Here is a 24,260-nt window from a genome sequence, read left to right as displayed (position 1 = left end):
TCTGCGTGGTTACGGTTGCGATGTTGCGGCGTCAGGAACCGGGGCCGGGTAGGCGTGAAACCAGGCTGAGGCCGACGTCCATCGCCTCCAACTGAAAGTGTGGACGAAGAAAGAAGCGCGCGTTGTAATATCCCGGATTCTCCTCGTTTGCGATGACTTCAACCTTCGCAGCGGCCAGTGGCTTGCGCGCTTTCTGAGCTTCTGACGAGAGGGCTGGGTTGGCATCAACGTATTCGTTGATCCAGGTTTGCAGCCAGATCGTCAGCTCATCCTTCTCCTTCATGGATCCGATCTTGTCGCGAACCATGCACTTCAGATAGTGCGCAAAGCGGGACACTGCGAACATGTAAGGTAGTCGTGACGACAGGTTGTCGGACGCGGTGGCATCCACGCCCTTTTCGCCGAAGTACTTCTTCGGCTTGTAGAGTGACTGGGCGCCGATGAAGGCAGCCTTGTCGGTGTTCTTGCGATGGATCAGCGGGATGAGGCCCGCCTTTGCAAGTTCGTGCTCGCGGCGATCACTGATTGCGATTTCGGTCGGGCATTTCAGGTCGACGCCGCCGTCATCGGTCGGGAATGTGTGCGTCGGCAGGTTGATAACTTCGCCGCCGGACTGCACACCGCGGATGCGCGTGCACCAGCCAAACTCCTTGAAGGCGCGGTTGATGTTGACCGCCATTGCGTAGGCGGCGTTGATCCAGCCGTATTTGTCGCCGGTGTGTCCGTCCGTCTCCTCTTCGAAGGCGAACTCTTCCACGGGCTCCGATTTCGCGCCGTAGGGGAGGCGGCCGAGCGCGCGCGGCATGCACAGGCCGAGATAGCGCGAGTCGTCCTGATCGCGCAGTCCCTTCCATGCGGCATATTCCGGCGTGTCGAACACCTTGCCGATGTCGCGAGGGTTGGACAGCTCGGTCCAAGAGTCCATTCCCATCAGCGTCGGCTCGGCGCCGCTGAAGAAGGGGGCGTGTGCGGCGCCGGCGATCTTGCTGAGATCGCGGAGCAGTTGTACATCGGTAGGGAGGTGACTGAAATAATAATCGCCGATCAGGCAGCCGAAAGGCTCGCCACCCAGCTGGCCGAATTCATACTCATAGATCTGCTTGAAAAGGGGGCTCTGGTCCCAGCGTGCATCGGGATAAAGTCGCAGATTCCGATACAGCTCGTTCTTGGAGACGTTCATCACCCGGATCTTCAGGTTGGCGTCGGTCTCGGAATTGAAGACGAGGTAGTGGAGGCCGCGCCACGCACTTTCGATTGCCTGGAACTCAGGTGTATGAAGAATCTCGTTCATTTGCGCGGTCAGTTTCTGGTCGATCCGCGCGATCATCTCCTCGATGGTATCGAGGACGTCCGACTTGATGACGCTCGTATCCTTCAACGCCTCTTGAACGAGCGTGGATACGGCGTTTTCGACTTCGGTTGCAGCACGTTCAGTGCGCGGTTTGAAGCTTTGCTTCAGCAAGCTGGCAAACTCATCAGCTTCGACGGTTTTGACCTGGGTAGTGCTCTCTTTGTGAACAGCTTCTTTTGCCATGGTCCCCATTCCTTCCTTAGCTCTCGGTGCCAGGTTCGGTCGACTGGCTTGTCGCGCGTTCCCGCAGCGCTGCCATCAGTTGAGGATCGGCGAGAAGTTTTTTTAGCTGGTCCTCGGCAGCCACCTTGCCATCCATGTAGCGCAGCAGGTTGGCGAGTTGTTCGCGCGCCTCGAGCAGTTTGGCGGTGGCCGGCACCTGGCGGGCGACTGCCACCGGAGTGAAGTCTGCCATCTTGTTGAAGTGCAGGTTGACCGAGATCTTTTCGTCGGATCCATCGCTGAGGCGATTGGCGACGCGCGCCGTCACGCCGGGCTGGATTGCGGCCATGCGGCTGTCGAAATTGTCCATGTCGAACTCGAGGAATTTACGCTCCTCGACCTTCGTCTTCTCGACGCCAGGGTTATTGCCGGAAAGGTCGGAGAGGACGCCCATGACGAACGGCAGTTCTATAAGTCGCTCGGCGTCATAAGGATCTTCGTATGTGATGTGCACGCGCGGTGCGCGGTTTCGTCGAATGAATTTTTGACCGCTGTCTGTAGCCATGGTTCCCTCACTACGAAATCGCTTTAAACATCGAATTTGCGCGACGCAGATTGACTAGGGCGCTTCAAGTTGCTGCGGTCGGCAAACATGCTTGTGTCCAATTAGTGCCCTCGACCGAAAGCTCGGTTCAACGCGATCTGTCGATTGTTTTAAGCGCTCCCTCAGGTAAAACATCATTCAAAAGGCTGAGGAAATCTCGTTGTGCAAGGTCGCGCGCGCGATCGACCAAAAAGGGGATCGGGCTGGACGGCTCCGCGGTTCGGAAAAACGACGCCACCTTCGTCAGCAGACCCAAGGCCTGCGCTCTGTTTTCCACCGAAAAAACAATATCTTGGGCGCTCTCATCGGTCGTCGATGAGAGCGAGATCGCGAGCTCCGCCATCCGTTCGATCGGCAGCTCGAAGACCTTGTCCCGCCCGATGTTGATCGCAGCGCTCTCCACGTGGGACGGCACCAGCATCCGCATCACTTCAATAAATGATTTGCCGACCATCTCCTGCGCTTGACGTACCAGCAACAGCGCCGGGTTGGATGGTTCCATTCGGGCAAAATAGGCGGCCGCTGCGCCGAGCGCTGCGGACGCCTGTGCAGATGAAGCCAACATCCCGGTGGTGTCCAGCGGCACCTGTATATCGACGGAACCGGCATCTTCCGCAGTTGCGGTAATCGCCGCGGGATCACGCAACGCGACAAGACTCGCAAGCCAGGCAGCCATGCCGTTAACCAAACCGGAGAGCCTGTCGAGGCTGATAGGTTGCCCCGAGTTCATCTTCTCACGCCAGGTCGCCTTGATGCCTGCGATTTCAGCAGCGACCGCGGAGCACCGCGCGCTTGTTGCCTTGAGAGTGTCGAGATCGGTCTCGCTGACGATGCGCTCGATGGTCGCGAGATCGAGCCCGTCGGCGTCGGCGTCACCGGCGGGAATTTCGCCCTGGGCGATTTGATAAGCACGGTAGTTGAGGTTGCCGTGTCTGCGGTTCTCAATCAGGGGAAGGAACTGGAGCGGGTTGATCACGGTCGGAAACACGTCGATTGCTTCGACCGTGACGGCCCGAAGCGCGTAGTCGCCGTCCTCGCCCTTCGGATGCACCGCTTCCCACTGCTCGCGCAGCAGCAAGTTGGTCGCCCTCAGGCAGTAAAGAAAGCCGTCGAGGTCGCGGTTGAGGATTGAAAACTTGGCCAGCAGCAGGTTTAGGCGCAGATCGCGGGTACGCGCCAGAAGGGGCTGTGCGGCGGCAAATTGGCCGGCAAAATCGACTGCCTTTGGATCGAAGCGTCCACGCTCCCCATTGGCATTGACGACCTCGAAGAACGACATTGGCAGCAGGGATTCCGCACCTGCGAAGAAGTTCAGATATTGGACGTCTCCGATGGCGTCGAGATCCGGCCCGCAGGGATCGTCAGCGGTAATGGGCAGCGTCAGGGAGGCGACATCAAGCATGCGAGGATCGTCCATCTGCTCGGTCACGGCCCCGCTGCCGAGCCCGTGACGACTAGGGGATCTCGCGGGGGCGTATGATCCGATTCTATACCTATGGGTCAGATGCCTGCTGATCTTGGTTCATTTCCGAAGATGCCATTTTCGCGTGAACCGGCAAGCTCTTGGAGCCGACTACTTGATGGCCAGGGTGGTTCTTTGGACGGCTGTCGTGAAACGTCAGGAGGCCCAGCCCCGGGGCGGACTTGCCGGCACTGCCAGTGGCAGGCAGGATTTCCGCGGTTCTTGCATAACGTCTGATCAGCTCTTTGCAGCGGGTCATTCGATCGAAGGAGGGAGTTTAAGCCCACATGGGCCAGCTTACTCAGGATACCCGCCTCTGCGAACTCAAGACGCCTCTTGGCAAAGACGTTCTGGTTTTTGCCGGATTCGAAGGCTCGGAAGGTCTCAGTGAACTGTTCGAGTATCGCATCGAGTGTCTCAGTGAGGATGCCGACCTCGACTTCGACCGAGCCATTGGTCAGCAATGTACGCTGACGATAAAGCTGCATGAAAAGGAGCGCGAGTTCAGTGGCATTCTGACGGAGGCCCAGTGGCTCGGGGTAAACAACGACTATTTCAGCTACCGGATCGTGCTGAGGCCTTGGTTTTGGCTGTTGTCGCGGACCACCGATTGTCGGATCTTTCAGGACAAGAAAGCGCCCGACATCATCAAGGAGGTCTTCAACGAACGCGGTTTCACCGATTATGAATCCAAACTGACCGAAGAGGGGTCCTGTCCGAAGCTCGAATATTGCGTTCAGTACCGCGAGACTGACCTGAATTTCGTGTGCCGGCTGATGGAACAGCACGGCATCTACTACTTCTTCAAGCACGAGGGCGGCAAACATACGCTGGTGTTGGCGGACTCCAAATCGTCGCATAGCCCGATCAACGGTCTTGCTACGATTCCCTATATCCCATTGACGGGGGCCGATCGTCGAGGGGAGCAGCATATCTACGAATGGGTCTCGGAGCGCCGGTTTCGGACCGGCAAGATCGAGCTCAACGACTACAACTATCAGAAGCCCAACGCGCAGATGATCAGCGACGCCAAGGGCTCCGAGCACTACTCTCGGTCGGAGATGGAGTTTTACGACTATCCAGGGAAGTTCAAGGAAAAGTCCGACGGCGAGCGCTACGCGAAAATCCAGCTTCAGGCCGAGCAGGCAATGGACCGGAGGCGCCGCGGCAATGGCGACGCCGTCAACCTGTTCCCCGGTGGGCTAACGAAGCTTGAAAAGCACTCCAAGGATTCGCAGAACGTGGAATATCTCGTGGTGCGAGCCACGCACTCGTTCTCGATCGAATCTTATCGCACCGGCGGTCCGAGCGACGCCGGGCAACACGTTTATTTCGGCAGCTACGAGTTTCTGCCGAGCGATCGGCCGTTTCGAGCGCCGATGCTGACCCCGAAGCCAAGGATCAATGGCATCCAGACCGCCAAGGTGGTGACCAAAGACGACAATTCGAGCGAGGAAATCGACGTCGAGTCGCTCGGCGAAATCTACGTCCGCTTTTTCTGGGATCGCAAGAAGAAGCGGTCGTGCCGGTTGCGTGTCGCCCAGGTTTGGTCTGGCAAGCGCTGGGGCGGTCAGATCATCCCACGCGTCGGGCAGGAAGTCGTTGTCGAATTCCTGGAAGGGGATCCGGACCGGCCCCTGGTGATCGGCACCGTGTACAACGACGAATACAAGCTGCCCTACGATCTGCCGTCGAAGAAGACGATTGCGGGATTGAAGTCCGACTCCACCAAAGGCGGCGGCGGCTTCAACGAGTGGAATTTCGAGGACAAGAAGGGATCCGAGAAGATCACGGTGCATGCCGAGAAGGACCATGACGTGACGGTCCGCGACACCGAGACACGGACCATCGGCGAAGCTGCATTCGGCGGCGACACCCGCAAGACCACGCTCAAGAAAGGCAATGACAAACTCGATATCGAATTGGGCGGTCAGCACATCACGCTGGCCATGGACCAGTCCGTCAATGCGGGCATCAGCATCACGCTCATGGCCAACGCCAATATCACCCTGCAGGTTGGTCCGAGCCAGATTATCCTGACCCCGGCGGGTATCGTCATCAACGCGCCGACGATCGCCATGACAGCGCAGGCCGGCATGGCGCTTGCTGCAGGCGGTCCGCTGGTCGCTCACGGCACTCCAACTCTTGTCGGTTGACGATCATGGGGCAGGTTAGATTCGGCACGGTACAGGATCTGTTTCAGGCCTATCCCTTGGCGCGCTATGATGTCGGCAGAGCCGACGCTGACAAGCCTTCGCTGGATTTCCTTCAGGAGGCCGCCGACGCGTGCAATTGGCACCCCGCCGTGTCTTACTGTGCCTACCTGCTTCCAAGGCGCGTGGCAATTGGCTGGGGATGTCGCTCTCTGCGACGGATGTTCGACCATTTCGATGCCAGCGATAGCAGGTCGCTCAATATTGTGGAGACCTGGGTCCGGCAACCGGACGAGCAGTCCCGGAACAAGGCGCTGGCTGTCGGCAATGCCAACGATCCCGAGCAGCCAGCAACGTGGCTGGCGCTGGCGGCCGGCTGGTCCGGCGGAAGCGTGGTTCCCCCGGAATTTGCGCCTGTGGAAGCCAAGCCAGATCAGGCCGCACGGGCGGTGCGTACAGCACTGCTGATTGGCCTCTGCCGGCTCCCCCGTGACTCCCGGGACCAGATAATGACGTCATGCCTGGAGGATGGTATTCAATTGGCACGCGGCGAACCGCGCCCTCCGCGCTAACGAGACGATGTGATGGTGCTGCGCTTTAATATCGAGAACGAACCGAATCTTCCGGACGGCGGACCTGTGTCGTTTACGGTCACCGGCAGGCGTTCGGTCGATATTGGCCGGGACCGTCACCTCGACTGGACGCTGCCGGATCCGGCGCGGACGATTTCCGGAAAGCATTGCGAGGTGCACTTTCGCGACGGTGGCTATTGGCTGCACGACGTCTCGACCAACGGCACCTTTCTCAATGGTGCCGACCAGCGCATACGCGGGCCGCACCGCTTGCGCGACGGCGATCGGCTCACGATCGGCCACTACATCATCGGAGTTTCGCTGGAGGCTGAGGCTGGCGGGCGCACCCCACACCATGAGGCGCAACTGCACGAACCCTCGGGCCAGCAGCATGCGGATTACGGAGAGCTTTGGACGGCCGATCGTGACGTTCCGCCGCCGATCGATCCGCAACTGTTGAAGAAGCCACGCGAGGCTCCGCGGCCCGTCAATCCGGGGTTCCTGGATTGGGCGGCGAGCGTCCCGGCGCCGGGTGTGGACCCATTTCGACGGTCATCGCCGATGTCTCCGTACCAACCGTCCGTGCAGGACGACGACATGAACTGGGCAGCCGGTCCAGTCACCGCGCCGAAACCGCAAGTCGAGCGCCCGCCAGCCATTCCGACTCCACGCCGGCCGTCGGTGTGGATCGATGATGAATCAGCCGCCGCCCAGCCGCTAGCATCGCCATCGCACCCGCAGGTTGAGACGCCGCGCCCGGCGCAAGCAGCAGACGAGGGCCCTGTCACGGCCAAGCCAGTCGGTGGTACCGACTTTGCGCGACTGGTGGCGCGCGCTGCAGGATTGCCGGACAACTTCTTTGCCAGCAAGTCCGATGCCGAACTCGCCGAACAGCTTGGCATCATCTTGCGTATGACCGTGGACAATCTGATGGCGCTGCTGCAGGCGCGAACCCAAGCCAAGCAGCTGACCCGTAGCACCAGCCAGACCACCGTCCAAGCGCTCGAAAATAATCCGCTGAAATTCTCGCCGACCTCGGAAGAAGCGATGCGCATCCTCTTTGGGCCGCCGACGCGCAGCTATCTCGACGCACAGCGCGCCTTTGCACAGGGCTTCAGTGATCTCAAGTCACATCAATTGAGGACCTATATGGCGATGCAGCACGCCGTCCATGAGCTGATTGCGGGCATAGATCCGACGCTGATGGCGCGCGAGCTCGAGCTTCAGCGTGGCGCAAGCTCCTGGCTCGGCACGAACAAGGGCAAACTCTGGGACGAGTTCTTGACGCGCTGGAAGGCGCATCTTGGCCGCGACAACAGCGCGCCGATCGAAACTTTTATGTTGCTTTTCTCGGACTATTACGACCGCGGTGACAAGCCCGGTTCAAAGTAAACTTTCGGCAACCACGCGGTTGCCGACAATTTCTAAGTGGATGTAGGAATGTCTTGGTACAGCAAGGTTTTCTGGTCGGAAGGTCTGTTTCTGCGGCCGCATCATCTGCAGCAGAACGACCGCTACATCGAACACTTGCTGGAAAAGCGCGTTCGCTACACGACACCATACCCCTGGGGCTTTGCCCAGCTAGAGATCGATAAGGATCTTACCGAACAGAGCAAATTCGCGGTGCGCAATGCGTCCGGCGTCATGCCGGACGGTACGCCCTTCGATATCCCTGCGGACAGCCCAATACCCGAATCGATCGATGTGCCGGAGACGGCCGCAGGCCAGATCGTCTGGCTGATGATGCCGGTCGCGGCGCCAAACACCCGCGAGGTCGACGAGGACCGCACCGACAGCGCCAGTCGCTATGTCCGTACTTCGGAAACCTTCATTGACTCGACCTCGGCGCTACGCATCGAGGAAGAGATCGACATCGCTTATCCGCGCTTGTCGTTCGAACTGCGCAAGACGAGCAAGCCCGGATACATGGGCCTCGGCATCGCGCGCATTCTCGAGGTGCGCGACAAGAACATCCTGTTCGACGACAAGTTCGTGCCGCCGATGCTGGTCTGCGCCGCGCATCCAATCATCGATGGCTGGCTCAACCGCATCATCGGCTGGGTTGAGACTAAACTCGACGAGCTGGCGCGTTATGCGGTCGATCCGTCATCCGGTGGTGGGTTGCAGAGTGTCGACTATCTGGTCCTGCAAGTGCTGAACCGTACCATTCCCGTGCTGACTCATTTCCAGCGCTCCGGCAGCGTGCACCCCGAGCGCCTGTACGAGGAATTGCTGAGGTTCGCGGGTGAACTTGCGACGTTTTCCACGGCGGAACGGCGGGCGCGCAACTATCCGGCGTACAATCACGACGATATCGAGAACGTTTTCACACCCTTGGTCAGCGACATCCAGGACTTCTTGAGCGCGCGGCTGGGCCGGCGGGCGATCCGCCTGGAGATCATCGAGCGCGCACAGAATGCGTTCGTATCGCCGATCCGCGATCGAGCGCTATTCCGAAATGCGACCCTGGTGCTGGAGGTTGCCGCACGGCGGCCGCTTGTGGAGATCCAGAACGATTTCCCGCACCTGTTCAAGGTCGGGCCGAACACCAAGATGAACGAGATCGTGCACGCAAACCTGCCGGGCCTGACGCTGGCGCATTTGCCGACGCCGCCGCCGCATATCCGGGCCATCACGGATCACGTCTATTTCTATCTCGACCGCAAGTCGCCGCTGTGGCCCGAGTTCAGTACGGCTGCGTCGATCGGAATGCACTTTTCCGGCGACTGGCCCGAGCTTGAGCTGTATCTTTGGGCTATCCTGGAAGACAGGCCATGAGCGACAAGGACAAGCCGGTCAATCCTTTCGGTCGGGGCGAACGGACGATCATCCGTCCCAATCCCGGCGGGAAGTTGCCGCCGGCGCCGACCTCTCAGCCTCCGCCGGGCGAGGGGCCTGCAGCACGCCCGGCCTATTCGCCATCACCCGTACCCTCTCCCGGCGCGCCAGCGCCACCATCATCCTTTTCGCCCGTTCCACAGGGCTCGAACTACGCCTCCGCGCCGGCCAGCCATCCAGCCGAGGAATGGATCTCGACACCCGCGCAAGGCCACGTGCCGCAACCCATGTTGCCGCCAGGGCCGCCGTTGCGCGTTGACGATCTGGTCGCGCCAAATGCCAATCCGGTGATGCGCGCTGCGGGCCCGTTGCTGCAACTGCTCGGTCGATTGCGGGTGGCGCTCATGCGAGCGTCATTCGCCAGCCTGATGGAGCAGGTCGCAGACGCGATCAAATTCTTTGAGAAGGACATCCGTTCAGCGGGCATTTCCGAGCACCAGACCAACACAGCGAAATACATCCTGTGTGCCACTGCCGACGATATCGTGCAGCACATCCCAACCGAAGAGCGTCACGTCTGGACGCAATATTCGATGCTGAGCCGGTTCTTCGGCGAGCGTGTCGGCGGCGTCCGTTTCTTTGAGATCCTCGACCATTTGAAGGTTGATCCACTGGTCAACTATCCGGTCCTCGAACTTCAGCACACCTGCCTTGCGCTTGGTTTTCAGGGCATCCACCGGTCGTCAGGGGGCGGACTTGCGAACCTGCAACTGATCCAGCGCAACCTCTATGAATTGCTGCGCCGGGTCCGACCGAAAACGATGAGCGACCTGTCGCCCAACTGGCGCGGGCAGGCGCTGGCGGGACGCCGGCAGCGTCTGCGTGTTCCGGTCTGGCTCGTGGCAGCCGTCGTTGCCGCGCTGCTGACCGGGTCCTATTTCGTTCTGCGGACGCTCCTCGCTGGGCGGGCAGAGAATGCTGCCGAGGTGGCGCTCGCGCTCCATCCGGCCGGCCCGATCGAGCTCAAGCGTCAGGTCGTTGCACCACCCCCACCGCCGCCGCCTCCGCCGCCGCCGGATCGCATTACCCAGTTGCAACGCATCCGCAATGCGCTCGCGAAGGAGAACACCGCCTGTGCCATGACGGCGGACCAGACCCCCAGCTTCATCGTGATCAGGGTCTGCGACCTAGCCTTGTTTGCGTCGGGCCAGGCGACCATCCTCGATGGCTTCAAGCCGATCGCACTCCGCGTCGCAGCAACCCTCGACAAGGAGCCGGGACGGATCCGGGTCGTCGGCCATACTGACAGTTCGCCGATCCGCACAGTCCGCTTCCCGACCAATTTCGAGTTGTCAGTCGAGCGCGCCAAGGCGGTTGCCGCGGCACTGAAACCTGGTTTGACCGATGGTTCGCGCGTCGACGTCGAGGGCAAAGGAGCAGATGCGCCAATCGCCAGCAACACAACGCCCGAGGGACGCGCCAAGAACCGGCGCGTCGAGATCTTTATCGAACGCAGCGAATAGGCACACACCGCCGGATCAGGTGGTTTGCGACGGGTACGGTTAGATGGTTGCCAAGGACATTCTCCGCATCGTTCTCTACGGAGTCGGGCTCAGCTCGCTCGGAGCGGTGATCTATTTCGCCGGTCCCTTCATCGCGTTCGGCGATTGGCGGCCGCTGGAGAACCATATCGTCCGGCAGATCGCTATTCTGCTGCTCACCACGGCCGTGGCAGGCATCGTTGGCCTCAATCTGTTCAAGCGGCGCAAGGGTGCCAAGGAGATTGCCGATGGCATCGCCGGTGCAGACCAGCCCGTCAGCGATGAACCGGTGCTCAAGGAGCGCATGAAGGATGCGCTCGCGACGCTGAAGACCGCCAGCGGCAACAAGTCGGGCTATCTCTACGATCTCCCCTGGTATGTCATCATCGGTCCGCCCGGCGCCGGCAAGACCACGGCGCTGGTCAATTCCGGGCTCAAATTTCCGCTCGCACGGGGGGCGACGCCCGCGGCGATCGCAGGGGTCGGCGGTACCCGCTACTGCGATTGGTGGTTTACAGAGGAGGCGGTGCTGATCGATACCGCCGGCCGCTACACCACCCAGGACTCCAACAGCAAGGCCGACAAGGACAGCTGGCTGGCGTTCCTGGACATCCTAAAGAAAAGCCGGTCGCGCCAACCGATCAACGGCGTCCTTGTCGCCATCAGTATCGAAGACATCCTGACGCTGCCGAAGCAGGAGCTCGCACTTCATGCCGATGCCATCAGGATGCGCCTGCTCGAGCTGCATCAGAGGCTCAAGGTCAGCTTCCCGGTCTACGCGCTATTTACCAAAGCGGATCTCGTTGCCGGCTTCACCGAGTATTTCGCCTATCTCGGGGAGGCCGGCCGCCGCCAGGTCTGGGGTGCCACGTTCCAGACCGCCGACAAAACCCAGAATCTCGTGGGGCAGATCCCGGTCGAGTTCGATCGTCTGCTGGAGCGCCTGAGCGAGGAGACGCTCGACCGTCTGCAGGACGAGCCGACGCCCCAGCACCGCGTGCAATTGTTCGGCTTTCCGGCACAGATGGCGCGGCTCAAGCCCCAGATCCACGATTTTCTCAACCTGATCTTCGAGCCGACGCGCTATCACGTGAACGCGAACCTGCGCGGCTTCTACTTTACCTCGGGTACGCAGCAGGGCACGCCGATCGATCAATTGATCGGGTCGCTGGCACGCACGTTCGGCGCTGAGGAGGTCAGTTCCGGATCCTATTCGGGCACGGGCAAGAGCTTCTTCCTCGCCGATCTGATTTCCAAGGTCATCATCGGCGAGGCCGACTGGGTCTCGACCGACCGTGCCGCGGTGCGCCGCGCGCTGATCCTGAAGGCCGCGGCCCTGTCATTGATCGGTCTGGTCTCGATCGGACTGATCGCAGCTTGGCTGATGAGCTACAAGCGGAATTCCGATTTGATCGAGCAAAGCCTGCAGGCGGATAGCGAGTATGCAGTCGCCGGCGCGCCACTTATCAAGCAGACGTTGATTGCCGATCACGATCTCGACAAGGTGCTGCCGCTACTCTACCGCCTCCGCAACGCCCCCGCAGGCTACGGATCGCGCGGCGAGTCGGTGCCTCTGTCGGCTCGCTACGGGCTCAGTCAGCACGCCCGGCTGCTGTCGCCCTCGAAAGCGGCCTATCATACCGCGCTTGAGCGCATGTTCCGGCCGCGCCTGCTGTATCGCCTGGAGGAGCAGCTCAATGCGCGCATAAACGAGCCTGCTTTCGTCTATGAGGCGCTCAAGGTCTATCTGATGGTCGGCGGCCTGCAGTCGCCGGACCGCGAGCTGATCCGCTCCTGGATGCAACGTGACTGGGCGGATAACCTCTATCCTGGCGCCACCAACGCGGAAGGGCGGCGTCTGCTCGACGAGAACCTCGTGGCAATGTTCGACCTCGAGACCGAACAGCAGCCGCTGGTCGAACTCGACGGCCGGTTGATCAAGCAGGCCCAAAGCTCCTTGGCGCGCCTGAGCGTGTCGCAACGAGCCTACGAGTTTCTGAAATCAGAGGCTCGCGCATCGATCGCCGGCGACTGGATCGCCAGCCGCCATGGCGGCCCCGATATGGGTGTCGTGTTCGAAACCACGACGGGGCAGCCTTTGGACGCCGTACGGGTACCTGAATTTTTCACGTATAACGGCTTCCATCAGAAGTTCGTTGCCCGGCTGTCCGGATTGTCAGAGCGGATGAAGCGGGAGCGATGGGTTTTGGGAGATGCCGGCCAGCAGTCGGCCATCGACCAGCAGTACGACAATCTGGCCGGCGATCTGCTCAGCATCTATTCCAACGATTTCGTGACGACCTGGCGAACGGCGCTCGGGAGCCTGCGCCTGAAGAAGCTGCTCGCCGACAAGCCGAAATATGAGGTGCTGCGGGCGCTTTCGGCGCCGACCTCGCCGATGCGGCAAATTCTGGAATCGGTGCGCGACGAGACGGTGCTGACCAAGGAACGGGCGAAGCCGGCGAGCGCTTCGGCTCCAGCTGCCGCACCGGCGCCAGCACTCTTCACGAATGCCCAGGATGGACCGCCTGGCGCGATGATCGAGGCGCAGTTCAAACCTTACCACGCGGCGCTCGAAGGCGAGAGCACCCGCCGGCCGATCGACTCGACCGTCGCGAACCTGAACGACATCGCGCAGAACCTGACGCTAATCATCGAGAATCCCCAACTGGCCGCACAGGCCACAGCCGCGCTTCAGACCCAGGTCGCAGCGCTCCGCAACAATGCCTCGCGCATGCCGCCGCCATTCTCCGACATGCTGCGAGCAGCAGCCGCGGAGTTCGAAGGCAGCATCGCGGCTTCGACCGCCGGGCAAATCCTGCAAACGTTGCGCGATCAGGTCACGCCGGTCTGCCAACAGACCGTGACTAACCGCTACCCGTTTATCCGCGGCAGCGGCCAGGAAGTTCCGCTCGCGGATTTTGCCAAATTGTTTAGTCCGAATGGCGTTATGGACAGGTTCTTCACCCAGTACCTGGCACCTTATGCCGACACGTCGCGGTCGGACTGGGCTTGGCGAAAGGAGAGCCCCGTTGGTCGGTCGTTCTCGCCCGACACGCTCAAACAATTCCAGAATGCGGCTTATATCCGGGATGCGTTCTTCCAGACGGGCGGCGGTGTGCCCGCCGTTTCATTCGCGATCCGACCCCCTGGGGCACCGGGGCCAGGCGTGACAGTTAAGACCGAGATCGGTGGCACCACGATTGCGAGCCCAACCATTCCCGGATCGGCCCCTTCGTCCTTGTTCGGCGGCCCGCAACCTACGCCACCGCCACAGCCGCAGAGCAACTCGCCGACTACCGTCCTATGGCCGGGCCCAGCGCCGCGAACGGCAATTTCAGTCAGTAACGACACCGGCCCGCCATCCGTGCTTGAGCGCATTGGTCCCTGGTCGTTGTTTCGGATGCTGGAGGCAGGCTCGTTAGTGGTGAAAGCGGAAACGGCCAGCGCGAGTTTCATCGTCGCCGGGCGCGAGCTCAACTATCAAATTTCGACTGGATCGTTGCGCAACCCGCTGAACCTGTCAGTGCTGCGCGAGTTTCGTTGCCCGACCGGGATATGACCATGCGTTGCGGGATATTCGGCAAAATCGGTGCGAAGCGCGATTTCATCGCGATCGCGACCCCGCGCAGCTTCCTGGAAGCCTGGGAGCCATGGGTACAGGCTGCGCTGTCAGCAAGTCGCCACCAGCTTGGCCCAGGATGGCAGCAGGCCTTTCTGACCGCGCCGGTCTGGCGGTTTTGGCTCGGCGCCGCGATCTGCGGCACGACAGTGGCGGGTGCGATCATGCCCTCGCTCGATGGGGTGGGGAGATACTATCCCTTGACCCTGCATGCGGTGACCGGCGAGGCCGTCTCGCTGCCGCCGCCGAGCATTGATCCGCAGGACGAATGGTTCGGGCAAGTGGAGGCGTTCCTGCTTTCGACCCTGGATCGGGCCGCAACCTTCGAGCAGATCTCCGATGCATTGGATCGGCTTGCGGTGCCACGACTGCAGGAGACCATCGCCGGCGATCCGCCGGTCACGTCGCTTGGTACTGCGGCAATGGGGAGGGCTTCGGCGGTCGAAGCCTTCGCGGGGTCGTTTGCAGCACTTTGCGCTGCCAACCCACAGGTCTACGCCGCGGCTAGCTTCTGGTGGACCGCCGGAGGGGAAGGCTTCCCGCCAATGGCGCTGAGTTGTCGCGGATTGCCAGATCCGTTTCACTACGTCACGCTGCTGACTGGTGGTCTCGGCCTCGCGGCATCGGGGAATGGATGACGCGCGATGGTGCATATTCCGTCCTTGTTCGATGTTGGTAGCGTCACCCATGCCGGACGGGTGCGGGAGCGGAACGAGGATTCATGTTTGGTACGAACTGACGTTGGCCTGTGGGCGGTCGCCGACGGTATGGGGGGGCACGAGGCCGGTGATCTCGCCAGTCGCATCGTAGTGCAGTCGCTTGACGCGATCGGCACGCCAGAATCAGCCGCAGAACTGCTGGCGGAATGCGAGGAGCGGCTTTTCAGCGCAAACCAGCAGATACTGGCGCTTAGTCATGAACGACAGGGTGCGACCGTCGGGACCACAGCGGCGGTTCTGCTCGTTCGCGATAGCTACTATGCCTGCATATGGGCGGGTGACAGCCGGGTCTACCTTATCAGTCGCGGCGCAATTCGCCAGGTGTCGCATGATCACAGCGAACTGGAGGAGCTGATCGCAGAAGGTGCGCTGTCGCGCGAAGACGTGAATGATTGGCCGAGCAATGCCATTACGCGTGCCGTCGGTGTCGCCGATGATCCGGAATTTGAGGTGGTGACAGGCCCGGCCGAGCCGGAGGATATCTTCGTGATCTGCAGCGATGGCCTGACCAGGCACGTGCAGGACGACGAGATCCTGCAGCACGCGGCTACGCGACGCGCCCAGGCGGCTTGCGATGACATGCTCGCGCTGGCTCTTGTTCGTGGCGGGCTTGACAATTTGACGATTGTGATCGTGCGACTGCTGACGCCACGATCTCAGGAGACGACAAGATCTCCGCTCAATCGGGAGCCGCAACCATGACTCCTAACGATCCGTTCCGATCGTCCTATCACGGCGTGCCGCCCGGCACCCGTCTCAACGGCATTTACGAGATCGAAGCGGTGATCGGCGCAGGCGGCATGGGTGAGGTCTACAAATGCCGTGAGATCCAAACTGGATCGCCTGTTGCGGTGAAAATGCTACTGCCCGACGTGGTTGATAACGAGGCCGCGCTCGCGCTGTTCCGTCGAGAGGCCGCGGCACTCCACAATCTTCCGCATGACGCGATCGTTCGCTACTTCCTGTTTACCGTGGAGCCGGTGCTGCAGCGACCTTATCTCGCGATGGAGTTCGTGAATGGCCGCTCGCTCTCGAACATGCTCGATGATGGGCCGTTGACCTTCGAGGCGCTGATCAGGCTGATGCAGCGTGTCGCATCGGGACTGGAGGCCGCCCATGAGCACGGCATCATCCATCGCGACGTGTCTCCGGACAACATCATCGTTCCGCTCGACGACGTCAGGCGGGCCAAGATCATCGACTTCGGCATCGCCCGGTCGACCCAGATGGGTGACAAGACCATCATCGGCTCGGGCTTCGCTGGCAAGGACAACTACGCATCGCCGGAGCAAGTAGGGTTGTACGGCAATGACGTGACGGCGAAATCCGATGTCTACAGCCTCGGGCTTGTGCTGTTCCATGCACTGACCGGACAGAAACTCGACATGGGCGGCAGCCAGTTTCAACTGGTGGAGAAGCGCCGGCGAGTGCCCGATCTCGGCGCGGTGGATATGCGCATTCGGCCTTTGCTGGAGCGGATGCTGCAGCCTGATCCGGCATTGCGCCCGACTATGGGGGAGGTCAACAGCTGGACGCCAACCGGTTCGGCCCAGACGCCGGCCGCGCCTTTATTTGGCTTCGATCCGCTACGGCGGCCGGAAAGCGCGGCGCCGGCGCCGCAGGACCGTATGCCGTCGACCGCGCGGAGTCCGCGCAGCCTACGGCTGGGGGCAGGCGTCGCGGCTCTGTTGCTGCTGGTCGGCGGTGGATATGCCTTCTACAAGCTGGTCTGGTCAGCGCCAGGCCGCGCGGTTTTGCCGCCACCTCCGAAACTCGCCGGAACAATGGCGCCGCCGAAGATCGAGCCCGCTGGACCACAGCCCGGACGCCAAGAGCCGGAGAAGCTGTCCGCGCAGCCGACGGCGACGCAGTCTGGGGCACTCGATGGGTCCGGGCGCGCTGAGCGCATCCGCAAATACGTGGCCCAATATTCCGGCGGTGACTGCTTCTTCGTCTTGCCGATTGCCGTGAGCCCAAATGCCGCTGTCATCGAAGGGTTCGGTGCCTCGACCGCCCCATTCGACACCTTCGACAAAGCGTTTCGGCGTGATCAGGGTTTCGAAGCTTCGGTCGGCGTCAGGCAAGTGACCCAAGCGCAATGCCCAGCCGTTAAGTTCTTGAATCAGGTCGGGAGCGATCAGGCGCGAATGCCACGCATCACCTTGTCAGCGACAGAGCTGAAGGGCGGTGAAACCCTCAATGGGACCATTGAGAACTTTGCCAACCGCGTGGTGGAGCTGCTCATGGTGTCGGATCGCGGCGAAGTCCAGAGCCTGTCTTATCTTCTGAAGCCGGGCATCGACTCACTTTCGTTTACGCTCCCGACAGCGCGCGCGAGCGGTCCGCAATTGCTGTTGGTCGTGGCGGTCCCGCAGGTTCTGGACTCATTGCGCCAGCCGCGACCGATGGCGGCCGACACGTTCTTCCTGCAGGCGCTAAGCGAGGCTCAGCGCAACAAGGTGACTGTCATCGCGGCCGCGCGCTACGTGCTGCTCACCAATTGACCGGCACGCTCAGAATGTTCCGATCACCAGGATTTTCAGGTCGGCATCCGGCTTGAAGTCGCTTGCCGTATATTCAAGCATGTTTCCAGTAGCCGACGAGGCCTTTAGCCGCCCAGGACAGAAGCTCACCAAACGGTCGCTGCCGCCTGGGTCGATAATCAGCTTGAATGACCGGATCGGCCCAGCCCAATTCGCGCCGGTCTTGAGCACGTACGATATGCGCCGCTCCTGCAGATTCGCGCTATTGGTCTGGTTACCGCCCGCACGCTTATCGAGCTCGGCGAGGAATGTATCCTGGACGCAGTATTCTTTCCGGTAACGCGCGACTTCCTGACCGAGTGCGCTGCTGCGGCGCAGCCTCGAGCGCAGAATGGTGTCAGGACTGGAGCCGACGCTCGGCCGGTACTGGTGTTCGACCGTGACGGCGCGCATGGGCGGAAACACCTGCTGGCGCACAGCCGAGGTCTTGATAACCCAACCCGGCGCATATTGCTGGCGACCGTTGTCGCTCATTCCGGCAGGCACCAGAAGTCCGTCGTCCACGAGCCGGGTCCGGGTCGCCGCCGGTAGATCGGTCACCCGGATCTCGCGGCCACCAATCGGCAGCAGCGGCAACTTGAGTTCGCGGAGCAGGGCACTGACATCCCTGTTGCCAACCATGGCGCGCTGATCGACGGTCAGCGGCGCCGGGTTGCCGTCGACCTTGGTCTCGAAGTCGACGAAGTTGATCGGATCATTTGACGGCAGTGCAACGTTCTCAGCCTCCGACAGGTCGATGTCGGGCAGCGGAAAGGCAACAGTAAGCGTGACTGGCTTGGCGGTGACGTTGGCGAATTGGTAGCGAACGCTGATCCTGTCGAGCGCGATACGAAGGTTCTCGCTCTCCATGGCCACGTCATTGGTGCGTACCAACTGGAGCCCACCGATCGATAATTCCGCAGCCGAGTCGTTGGCGCGTGCCGGCGAGCCTGTCGCAACCAGCAGCGCGACCATCAGGGCCCGTATCCGGAACGACAGTCGGGTGGAGGGTCCGTTCGGCAATCTGGTCTCTATGCGGCGTCGCAGCATATGCTGGCTCCATCCGATGCGGGTCAATCGATCGGCTGATAAAGATCGCCCCACTCGGGCTTCCAGACCCCGTCTGGATCGCACACCACGAGCGCGAGCTTGACGTCGTTTGCCAGCCGGATCGCGCCGCGAAAAGCATCCTGAGCCGGCAATTGCGCGCTGACCTGATCGGCGGTCAGCCGTCCCTGGCTCGCGGCGGCAGGCAGCACGATCGATCCGGAGGCGCCGTCATTGTCGCGTTTCAGGAGTAGCGTGATCGCGTCGGACTGGACTTCGTTCACTTGCTCAAATCTATTCCGGGCCATGGTTTTCCACCGCAAGCTGAGGAAATTTCGGACGATCACCGTCCAGTGATAGAGTTGAACGTGATTGAGATTGCTCACCACTAATTGACGCGCCGCATCAACGGCATCTCGGATTAGTCGATCCGACGCGGCGATCGGTTCGGGGTACATTGAGGCGAACATGCTTCGTCCAAATCATTGGATCTGGGTCTTCATCGTTGGCGCTGGCCTTTTCGGAACCAAGGCGCACGCCGACGATACTGTCGTACGCAGCTTTGCCGGCGGTTCGGCTGCTTCCATGGTCGGCATCGTCCCGGCCAGCGAGGACGTGGAACTCGCGGGACCGCAAGCACTCAGCGCAAACGGGCAGGGCAACCTTTTTGTGCTCGATCAGATCAACGGTCGCATCCTCCAGTTTGACCCGAAACAGCCAAATTCCTATCCTGACGTCCTCAAGATGCCTGAAGACGTCCAGCCGACTGATCTCGTCGTCCACGATGACGACATAATGGTTTGGGACGGCGGCGTACGGACGCTGAAGGCAGCGCCGGGGCAATCCACCCGCGGACTCGGTGGTGACGTGATCCAGCTTGAGGAGGTATCGAGCCGCGGCGCGGACGACCAGGTCGCCGTCTCCGCTTTCGCCCAGATGGGATCGCAGGCGCCCGGCAGCGCGGCAGACCTGCTCGGTCAGAACACCCGCGCGGCCATCATCAAGATGGCTCGGCAGCCCGACCGGCAATATGTGGCTTCCCGAAGCAAGGGCTCGGTGATCGCCGATATCATTCCTGACAAGGGCAATGCCAGCGTACGGGTCGAGATCCAGACCATGGTCACCAACGAGACCATCGGCCAACTCGGCCTGCGCGTGCGCAACCAACTCGGCACGGTGGAGTTTCTCGAGATCGACAACAGCGACCGCTTCTACGTGCTGGCCGAGGACGTTCCGCCATCGGGACAGAGCGCCTCCACGTTCGTCGCACGCTATGCCGCGAATGGGCGTCTCGAGGGAATCTATGAGCTTCCTCTGGAAAATACGCCGCTGACCAGACGGTTCGTCACGGTTTCGGGTGATGGCGACGTCTATTTCCTGCGAACCAAGCCGGACGGTATCGAAGTGGTGGGCGTCGGGTTCCGACCTCTGACCAATGCCTCGATTATCGACGTGCGGCCGTCGCGAACGACAACAGCGCCGGCACCACAATCCGACGTCAAATTTGACGCTTCGGCCGCCGTGAGGCCGTCCAATCGCCAGCAGGCGATCGAGACCGCGTTTGCGTTCGAGGGCATCCAGTGGAAATTGACGCAGGCGAACTACGGCAACGATCCCGATAGCCAATGCAGTGGCTTCAGCCGTGTTCGTCGGCCGTGGTATCTGCAGGGAAAAGTGAACCAGGAGGTGCGCGGCGTACCCTATTGCTGGGGCTGCCACGGTTCGCTCGCGAACTTCCGGCAGCGGATCGAGAGCGGAACGCTGGCTGGCAATGTGTGCACTCGCAATGCGCCACGGCCGGATGTGGCTGGCGTCGACTGTTCGGCATTCGTCAGCGCCGCGTGGGGGCTCTCCGTCCACTACACGACTGCCGCCATCCCCGCGATCGCAGCGCCCGTGGCAAATCCTTGGGACCTGAGGCCCGGTGATGCGCTGAACAAGCCGGGCTCGCATGTGATGCTGTTCCTGCGGTTCACTCCCGATCGCAAGGCCGAGGTGATGGAGTCCTCGACCGGTGGCTGCAACGGCCGCGTCTGTCGCAACGTCTATCCGTTGGCGAGCCTGCTCGCGCGCGGCTATGTTCCGGTCCGCTTTCGGGCGTTCGCGGATGATCAGACGACGGTTTCAGCGGACGCCTATCAGGAGACCGAACAACCGCCGGCGGGCCGCAAAACGGCAAGCAAAAGGCGCTGAACCCAGCGTGTCGCCAGAGCTACAAAATGGGTAGGCATGATGTCGAGGTGGATCACGATGCGGATGCCCAGAGGACTTGATTGCGGGATCGGGCGGCTATGCGCCACCGTCGGGCTCGCTGCGTTGATCGGACTGACAATCCCGCAGGCCCATGCGGCAGGAGATTTGTCGATCAGCAATCCAGACGGGGCGGCAGTGCGCGCGCTCGTGATCGGGATCGACGACTACCAGCACGTGCGCAAATTGAAGGGTGCGGTCGCTGACGCCACGGACATCGTGACTAGCCTGAAATCCATGGGGGTTGACGACGTCATCGAACTGACTAACGCCCAGGCCGATAGGGCAGGCGTCCTGCGCGAGATTAGTGCACTGGTGGAGCGGACCAAGAACAACGACCTCATCTTTCTGTCGATCGCCGGTCATGGCACCCAGGAGCCGGAGCGCCTCAAGGGCGCGGAGCCGGACGGGATGGAGAACGTGTTCCTGCTGCCAGGCTTTGAAATCACGCCAACCGGGTCCGCTGAGCGTGTTCTGGGCAGCGAGTTCAACCATTTCATCCGGCAGTTCGAGCTGCGCGGAGCGAGGGTGATCTTCGTGGCTGATACCTGCCACGGCGGCGGTATGGTGCGCGATATCGATCCGCGTGCCGCTGAGATGAGCTTCCGGCAGGTCCCGCGCTACACGTTGCTGGTCGATGAACTGAAGCCGGTGTCGGACAGCAACGATCCGAAGTCTGAACTTGACCTTGACCACACGGCGTTTCTGGCTGCGGTGGACCGCTACACCAAGGCGCCGGAAGTCCGCATCCCTGGCATCGATGGCCTACGCGGGGCTCTGAGCTATGCGGTCGCGCGTGCGGTGGAAGGCAGCGCGGACATCAACCACGATGGGAAGGTGACGCTTAAGGAGCTTTTCAGCAATGTTCGGCAGGTGGTCTATCAGCTCTCGGACCAGCGCCAGAACATCGTGACCATATCATCGCCAGCTCAGACGCCGGATACCGACGTCGCCTTCGGATTGACGCGCGGTGTCGTGCTGATTCAGGGGCCGGCCGCGAGAGCGGCCTCGGGTCTCGCCGGAGCCGGGGTACCCGTGCCCGTCGAGGGACAGGCGCCCGCACCGTCGGTTGTCACGGCCAAGGCACCAGCCGTTCCGACCCTTGCCGGGGCGACCAAGGAACTTTCGACTGGCGACGCGCCGGGGCCCCTCCGCCTCGCTGCACCAATCCGGCTGGCGGCGCTCGACGGCAAGACGAGTTATTTTGTAAGCGTGAAGCCAAAAGATGTTCCCGTGCAGGCTGTTCAACCGACGGATAATCCCGACCTGATCTGGGATCCAGTGTCGCACGACGTGATTGCTTGGGGTGATGTGGTCGCCTATGGGATGGACGTTGCCAGCCTGCCGACGGTGATTGATCGGACTGCGGCAATTCGTGAACTCAAGCGCATTGCGACCCGGTCGCCGCAGGTGATGCGTATTTGGCCAGACGATCGCCAACAACGTGCTGGCCAGACCATCGAAGTTGACCTGTCTGATGTGGCATCAAGGGCGGTGCTGCTGTTCAATGTGTCCGGCGATGGCACCATCCAATTGTTGTATCCGGTGGGTGCTGATGCGGCGTTGGCCCGATCGGCGAGTTTGCGCCTACCGCTCAGGGTCGGCGAGCCGTTCGGTGCGGAACAGATCGTTGCGGTGACCTCGCAGCAACGCATGGTCGATCTTGAGACAGCCCTAGTGCAGTTCAACCGGCGTCGCGCCTCGGGGCAGGTGATCAGGAGTCTCGAGCGTTACTTGCCCGCGGACGCGCGAATCGCCTCGATCGGCTTCTTCAGTGCTCCCTGACTCTTAGGGGGCAGGCCATGCCGTCATTGCAGCCGATCCGCCAGGAGCGACCATGGCTCGCATTCCTGCTGCTACTGGCGGGTAGCGGAGCTGCGTCCGCAGCACCGTTGCCGACGGGCTCGTTGCATGTCGGCACGACGTACGCACGTTGGCTTTGGCCCGTACAAGCGGTGCGCAGGCAGACCAATACCGCGAGTGTGTCCCTTCAGATCCTGCCGAGTCAGACCGTCAACGTCGGCGGCAAGGTCTCGTTCGGCGTCACCGCCAGGAAGCCTGGATATCTCATTTTGGTCGACGTCGACGCGGAAGGGCGGATGTCCCAGATCTTTCCGACGCCCGAGCTATTGGCGCAATCGAACGAACGCAATATTAATCTCGTCAAGCCGGGTGTCGAATTTGTCGTCCCTGCTCCGGCGGCGCGGCAGCGTGGTTTTGAATATGTCGTCGCACCGCCGACGGGGTCCGCAGTCATGATCGCCATCCTGAGCGAGCAGCGCGTGCAATTGCTCGATTTGCCGGACATGCCCCGCAAGCTGGAAGGTCAGGCCGACGCGTTGAGCTATCTATCGGCCTGGACCAGTGAGCTGCGCGTGCTGGACAACGCCAGCGGAAAGCTGTTGCCGAACAATTGGTCGTTCGACGTCAAACCCTATTCCATCAGGTGAACTCGTCCGGACGAGTCGCCCAGCTCAAAGCTTGCTGAGCCGGCTGAAGAAGCCGCCGCGGGCGATCATGTAATGAATGTCGCTGGGGAAGGGAAACGCGCTGCGAGCATTGGAAATCGCGTGTTGGAGGAACTCACCACTCGCCGGCGCAGGCTTCTGATGCAACCGTGGTTGGTCGGCGACCTGAGGTAGCATGAACCGATCCACGAAAGCTTCGTCCAGATCGGCGACTCTGACCATCTGACCGAATGCCGGGAACTGATCGTAGTGACCTACGGTCACGCGGAGGTTCTTGAGGGCCGGGCGCTGAGGATGCGCTTGATTGCCGTCGGAGATCGCCAGCCCGCGTCCCATCAGATCCAACTTCACGGACTGCGGCAGCGTTGACGGACCATACACGATCTCAAGCGCAGGGCCGCTCTGTCCAGCCAGCCACTGATACCAGAAGGTCGCATCGTCTGGCCGCGCCTTGGCGCCGTAAAGACAGTCAAATCCCCAACAAGCAGTCAGCTCCGCCTGATACTTTCCGAGCGTTCCGACCAGATTGCGCATGCCGTTACCACCGCCGGAGTGGCATGCGATGATGAGCTTGCCAATTTGGAGTTGAGGAATGGACGTCGAAGTGCCTCCCAGGAACTGGGCCAGGGCTCCAAGAATTTCCTCGAGGTAGCGTTCCCCCCAGTTCGACGTTGCCAGATCCTTGACGCTGTAATTTCCAGCAAAGGTGTCGCCAACGGCATATTCATAGCCCAGAAAAGGCGCTACGAGCACGACGTCCTTGCCGGAATCCCGAACTTGTTCGCGGAGCCGCGCTGGATCGTTGTGAAACAGGAATTCGTGGTCTTTGACGTAGAAGCCATGCAGCCAGATTACGACATCGAGCTTGGTGGCAGTGGTTACGTGCTTTGGCGGAAGATAGACCGCCGTCGGCTTCATGCCGGGCGCTAGCCGCTTCGTAAAGAGCGTCGCCCCTGGAAAGGAGGTGGCGTCCTTCTGTTCGAGCTCACACGCCACCACGAAGGTCGCT

At 61.4% G+C, this 24,260-nt stretch carries 18 protein-coding genes; 12 read left to right on the top strand and 6 right to left on the bottom strand.

Annotation, left to right across the window (positions count from 1 at the left end):
• Positions 1–31: 31 nt before the first annotated feature.
• From tssC to ABIB06_RS02835, 3 genes are all read right to left on the bottom strand, one after another.
• A complete protein-coding gene (gene tssC, locus ABIB06_RS02845; RefSeq protein ID WP_247340885.1) occupies positions 32–1,534 on the bottom strand; it encodes a type VI secretion system contractile sheath large subunit in 1,503 nt (500 codons plus the stop codon).
• Positions 1,535–1,550: 16 nt separating this feature from the next.
• Entirely contained in the window at positions 1,551–2,078 is a 528-nt protein-coding gene (gene tssB, locus ABIB06_RS02840) for a type VI secretion system contractile sheath small subunit (RefSeq protein ID WP_354043919.1), read from the bottom strand.
• A gap of 127 nt (positions 2,079–2,205) precedes the next feature.
• The gene (locus ABIB06_RS02835; protein ID WP_354044572.1) at positions 2,206–3,519 is read right to left on the bottom strand and encodes a type VI secretion system protein TssA; all 1,314 of its coding nucleotides are present in this window, start codon (positions 3,517–3,519) and stop codon (positions 2,206–2,208) included.
• A gap of 347 nt (positions 3,520–3,866) precedes the next feature.
• Here ABIB06_RS02835 and ABIB06_RS02830 point away from each other — a divergent pair, with 347 nt between their 5' ends.
• From ABIB06_RS02830 to ABIB06_RS02790, 9 genes are read left to right on the top strand one after another with little or no spacing between them, the layout of a single operon-like run.
• On the top strand, positions 3,867–5,735 hold the full coding sequence (locus ABIB06_RS02830) for a type VI secretion system Vgr family protein (RefSeq protein WP_354043915.1): 1,869 nt from the start codon (positions 3,867–3,869) through the stop codon (positions 5,733–5,735).
• Positions 5,736–5,740: 5 nt separating this feature from the next.
• The gene (locus ABIB06_RS02825; RefSeq protein WP_247340882.1) at positions 5,741–6,304 is read left to right on the top strand and encodes a DUF6931 family protein; all 564 of its coding nucleotides are present in this window, start codon (positions 5,741–5,743) and stop codon (positions 6,302–6,304) included.
• 12 nt (positions 6,305–6,316) lie between these two features.
• Entirely contained in the window at positions 6,317–7,696 is a 1,380-nt protein-coding gene (gene tagH, locus ABIB06_RS02820; protein ID WP_354043909.1) for a type VI secretion system-associated FHA domain protein TagH, read from the top strand.
• A gap of 48 nt (positions 7,697–7,744) precedes the next feature.
• On the top strand, positions 7,745–9,082 hold the full coding sequence (tssK, locus tag ABIB06_RS02815) for a type VI secretion system baseplate subunit TssK (protein ID WP_247448080.1): 1,338 nt from the start codon (positions 7,745–7,747) through the stop codon (positions 9,080–9,082).
• Positions 9,079–10,605 (top strand): type VI secretion system protein TssL, long form, encoded by a 1,527-nt coding sequence (gene tssL / locus ABIB06_RS02810; RefSeq protein ID WP_354043903.1) that lies wholly within the window; start codon positions 9,079–9,081, stop codon positions 10,603–10,605. The genes tssK and tssL overlap by 4 nt, the downstream gene beginning before the upstream one ends.
• A 43-nt stretch (positions 10,606–10,648) precedes the next feature.
• The gene (gene tssM, locus ABIB06_RS02805) at positions 10,649–14,185 is read left to right on the top strand and encodes a type VI secretion system membrane subunit TssM (protein WP_354043899.1); all 3,537 of its coding nucleotides are present in this window, start codon (positions 10,649–10,651) and stop codon (positions 14,183–14,185) included.
• Positions 14,182–14,883, top strand: a complete 702-nt coding sequence (tagF, locus tag ABIB06_RS02800) for a type VI secretion system-associated protein TagF (RefSeq protein ID WP_354043896.1) — start codon at positions 14,182–14,184, stop codon at positions 14,881–14,883. Before tssM ends, tagF begins: the two co-directional genes overlap by 4 nt.
• A gap of 6 nt (positions 14,884–14,889) precedes the next feature.
• Entirely contained in the window at positions 14,890–15,666 is a 777-nt protein-coding gene (locus ABIB06_RS02795; protein WP_354043892.1) for a PP2C family protein-serine/threonine phosphatase, read from the top strand.
• Positions 15,663–17,468 carry a serine/threonine-protein kinase gene (locus tag ABIB06_RS02790; protein ID WP_354043889.1) on the top strand — a complete coding sequence of 602 codons (1,806 nt, stop codon included), beginning with the start codon at positions 15,663–15,665 and terminating at the stop codon, positions 17,466–17,468. The genes ABIB06_RS02795 and ABIB06_RS02790 overlap by 4 nt, the downstream gene beginning before the upstream one ends.
• 9 nt (positions 17,469–17,477) lie before the next feature.
• Here the strand turns inward: ABIB06_RS02790 and ABIB06_RS02785 are convergent, their stop codons facing one another.
• Both ABIB06_RS02785 and ABIB06_RS02780 read right to left on the bottom strand, forming a co-directional pair.
• Positions 17,478–18,461, bottom strand: coding sequence for a DUF4424 domain-containing protein (locus ABIB06_RS02785; RefSeq protein ID WP_354043886.1), 984 nt, complete (start codon positions 18,459–18,461; stop codon positions 17,478–17,480).
• 98 nt (positions 18,462–18,559) lie between these two features.
• Positions 18,560–19,003: a hypothetical protein gene (locus tag ABIB06_RS02780; RefSeq protein WP_354043882.1), complete on the bottom strand. Its 444-nt coding sequence runs from the start codon at positions 19,001–19,003 to the stop codon at positions 18,560–18,562.
• Between ABIB06_RS02780 and ABIB06_RS02775 the strand changes: the two genes are divergently transcribed.
• From ABIB06_RS02775 to ABIB06_RS02765, 3 genes are read left to right on the top strand one after another with little or no spacing between them, the layout of a single operon-like run.
• Positions 19,002–20,726, top strand: coding sequence for an NHL repeat-containing protein (locus ABIB06_RS02775; protein ID WP_354043878.1), 1,725 nt, complete (start codon positions 19,002–19,004; stop codon positions 20,724–20,726). The two genes, ABIB06_RS02780 and ABIB06_RS02775, sit on opposite strands and share 2 nt — an antisense overlap.
• 36 nt (positions 20,727–20,762) lie before the next feature.
• Positions 20,763–22,568, top strand: coding sequence for a caspase family protein (locus ABIB06_RS02770; protein ID WP_354043874.1), 1,806 nt, complete (start codon positions 20,763–20,765; stop codon positions 22,566–22,568).
• Between the two features lie 17 nt (positions 22,569–22,585).
• On the top strand, positions 22,586–23,233 hold the full coding sequence (locus ABIB06_RS02765) for a DUF4384 domain-containing protein (protein WP_354043871.1): 648 nt from the start codon (positions 22,586–22,588) through the stop codon (positions 23,231–23,233).
• A 24-nt stretch (positions 23,234–23,257) separates the two neighbouring features.
• On the opposite strand, the gene ABIB06_RS02760 is transcribed toward ABIB06_RS02765, so the two are convergent.
• A complete protein-coding gene (locus ABIB06_RS02760) occupies positions 23,258–24,250 on the bottom strand; it encodes a hypothetical protein (RefSeq protein WP_354043867.1) in 993 nt (330 codons plus the stop codon).
• Positions 24,251–24,260 lie beyond the last annotated feature (10 nt).

Source organism: Bradyrhizobium sp. LB8.2 (genome assembly GCF_040548035.1).
GTDB lineage: Bacteria > Pseudomonadota > Alphaproteobacteria > Rhizobiales > Xanthobacteraceae > Bradyrhizobium.
Note: the sequence above shows the minus strand (reverse complement) of the source record. Positions and strands in the feature narration are given on the sequence as shown.